The sequence below is a fragment of the Streptomyces sp. NRRL S-495 genome (assembly GCF_000966955.1).
Lineage (GTDB): Bacteria > Actinomycetota > Actinomycetes > Streptomycetales > Streptomycetaceae > Kitasatospora > Kitasatospora purpeofusca.
In genome coordinates, this window is sequence record NZ_JZWY01000897.1 from 1 (window position 1) to 3,024 (window position 3,024).

3 protein-coding genes are annotated in these 3,024 nt (G+C 75.1%); 1 reads left to right on the plus strand and 2 read right to left on the minus strand.

Annotated features, from left to right (window positions below):
- Window positions 1–1,148: GAF domain-containing protein (locus tag VR45_RS35880; protein WP_045944113.1), on the plus strand; the 1,148-nt coding region annotated here is incomplete at its 5' end.
- Here the strand turns inward: VR45_RS35880 and VR45_RS35885 are convergent.
- Window positions 1,145–2,161, minus strand: a complete 1,017-nt coding sequence (locus VR45_RS35885) for an aromatic ring-opening dioxygenase LigA (RefSeq protein WP_045944114.1) — start codon at window positions 2,159–2,161, stop codon at window positions 1,145–1,147. The two genes, VR45_RS35880 and VR45_RS35885, sit on opposite strands and share 4 nt — an antisense overlap.
- 152 nt (window positions 2,162–2,313) lie before the next feature.
- Complete coding sequence (locus VR45_RS35890; RefSeq protein WP_045944115.1) at window positions 2,314–3,009, minus strand: response regulator transcription factor; 696 nt, start codon at window positions 3,007–3,009, stop codon at window positions 2,314–2,316.
- Window positions 3,010–3,024: the final 15 nt, after the last annotated feature.

The following is a 3,024-nucleotide window of genomic DNA, read 5'->3' on the forward strand; positions in this document are numbered from 1 at the left end:
ACAACGCCCGGCTCTACGCGCAGGCCCGGCTGCGGGAGCGGTGGCTGGCGGCAAGCGCGGAGATCACCAGCAGGCTGCTGTCCGGCAGCCCGGAGCACGAGGTGCTCGACCTCCTGGTGTCCCGGGCCACCGAGATCGCCCGGGCGGACCTGGCGGTGATCGCCCAACCGCGCCCGAAGACCGACGAACTGGAGGTCCGGACCGCCACCGGTCTGGGCGAGCAGCAGCACCGGGGCCTGGTCGTCCCGGTGAAGGGTTCCTTCGCCGGGGCGGCCGTTCTCGCGGGAGGGCTGGTCACCAGCGCCGACGTACGGACGGATCCGAGGGTCACGGCCGGGCCTCCGCGCTGGGGAGGGCTCGGCCCGGCCGTCGCGGTGCCGATCGGCACCGTCGAGCACGGCGTCCGGGGTGTGCTGATGCTCGCCCGGGCGGCCGGATCGCCGCTGTTCGGCGAGGACGAGTCCAGACCGCTGCTGGGCTTCGCCGGCCAGGCCGCGGTGGCGATGGAACTCGCCGAACGGCGCCGGGAGTCCGAACAGATCTCGCTGCTCCAGGACCGCGACCGGATCGCCAGGGACCTGCACGATCTCGCCGTCCAGCGCCTGTTCGCGACCGGGATGACGCTGCAGGGCGCCATCCGCTTCATGGACCACCCGGAGGCGACCGATCGCGTCCTGCGGGCCATCGACGACCTCGACGAGACGGCCAGGACCATCCGCGCCACCATCTTCGGCCTGCGCATGCGTGAGACGGGCCCCGCCGCCACCGGGCTGCGCGGCCGGGTGACCGAGGTGGTGGAGCGGGCCGCCCGGACGCTCGGCTTCGCCCCCGCTGTCCGGATGACCGGCCTGCTCGACGCCACCGTCCCGGGCGAGCTCGCCGACGCGGTGGTGGCCGTCCTGGAGGAGGCTCTCTCCAACGCCGCCCGGCACGCGGGCGCCGACGCCGTCGCGGTCTCCCTCACCGCGGGGGCGGACCTCACGCTGACCGTCACCGACGACGGCGTCGGCCTGCCCGAGGACGGGCGCCGCAGCGGCCTGGCCAACCTCGCCGAACGGGCCGCCGCCCTGGGCGGCATGTTCTCCGCGGGCAACCGCGCCGAGGGTGGCACCGAACTGGTCTGGCGGGTGCCGCTGGCGGATTCCTAGCTCCGCCCGCCCCGGATCGGAGGGGGTTCCTCGGCTGCGGTTTCGAGGACGTCGCGGACCGCGAGGCGGGGGACGGGGGCACCCTCCGGGCCGTAGCCGAGCCGGATCAGCATCTGCACGTGGCCGGGCCCGTGGTGGGGCTCGCGGGTGGCCCAGCGCAGGTACGGCCACTCCATGGCCTGGTGGAGCAGCGAGGCCCGGACCCCGTGCACGGTGGCCGCGAGCAGGACGTGTTCGAGGGCGAGCCCGGCGCGCAGCCAGTCCGCCCGCTCGTCGCGCCCGGTCACCAGCACCGCGATCCGCGGTTCGGCCTCGAACGTGGCGGAGACCCCGTGCCCGACCGGACGGAGGGCGGTGAAGTCCCGCATCGGCAGACGTGCGTCGCGGTCCTGCGGGCCGAGGGCCCTGGTGGGGATGCCGTAGGGCAGCAGGTCGCCGCCGTGGACCCAGTTGCGGCTCTCGGCCCGCTGGCCCCGTTCGGTGGTGTTGCGGCGTTCCGCCTCCGAGGTGAGTTGCAGGATCCGGTTCGTCTCCTCGCGGCCGGGCAGCTCCAGGAGGGCGTCCTCGGCGCGCGCGGCCACCACGAGCTCGTCCAGGACGGCCGGCGGGACCGGCTCCCCCGTGAAGGGCGTGCGGATCGAGTGGCGATGCCAGATCGCCTCGTACAGCGCCTCGCCGCCGGGAAGCCGGACCGCTGCCGGAGTGTCCAGCCGCACGCCGGCGAGGAGGTCGGGATCGGACGGGTCCGGCAGCAGCCGGACCTCCGGGGCCCAGCCGAGGTGCCGGGCCGCGACCCGCAGGTTGAGCACGGCCGCGCCGACGGAGATGTGCAGGGCGCGCCCCGCCGGGTCCGTCTCCGGAAGCGCCCGTTCGCGGGCGGCGCGGACCTCCAGGACGGAGCTCTCCGGCCGGAGCCTGAAGCGCCAGGGCTGGCTGTTGTGGATCGACGGTGCCGCGACCGCCGCGGCGACGAGGCTCTCCAGCGCGGCGGCGTCGAGGGCGAGGGTGGTCATGGCCGCCTCCGGAAGTGTTGGCGGCATCGTGGCCGCACGGGCGGGGCGAGGCTCCTTGCCTCACTTCCACCGTGCGCCCGGCGCCCGGCCGGCGCTTGGGCCGGTCGGCCCCCGACCCGGGTACGAACGGCCACGGCCCGCTGCGGCCGGAGTCAGCGCGGACGAGGGTGGGCGTGCTGCTCGGGTTCGGCCTGCGCGGCGAGGACGGCGGCCTGCAGTCGTCGTTCGACGCCGAGCTTGGCGAGCAGCCGCGAGACGTGGTTCTTCACCGTCTTCTCCGCGAGGTACAGCTCCTGCCCGATCTGCCGGTTGGTCTTCCCCTCCCCCACCAGGGCGAGGATCTCCCGCTCCCTCGGGGTCAGCTGGGCGAGGGCCGCCTCGGTCGGGGTCTCCTCGTGGTGGCGCAGGCTCTCCATCAGCTTCCGGGTGGTCGCCGGGTCGAGCATCGACTCCCCGGACGCGACCGTCCGGACCGCACCGAGCAGGTCGGTGCCCTTGACCTGCTTCAGCACGTACCCGGCGGCACCGGCCATGATCGCGTCGAGCAGCGCGTCGTCGTCGTCGAAGGAGGTCAGCATCAGGCACACCAGCCCGGGCATCCGGTCCCGCAGTTCCCGGCACACGGTGACCCCGTCACCGTCGGGGAGCCGGACGTCGAGGACGGCGACGTCCGGACGCAGCGCCGGGACCCGCGCCAGCGCCTGCGCGCACGTCGAGGCCTCGCCGACGACCTCCAGGTCGGGCTCGGCCTCCAGCACGTCGCGCACACCGCGTCGGACCACCTCGTGGTCGTCCAGCAGGAACACCCGGACGGGCCGCGCGGCCGCGGCGGGTTCGGTCGGGTCCATCGTGGCTCCCTGGGT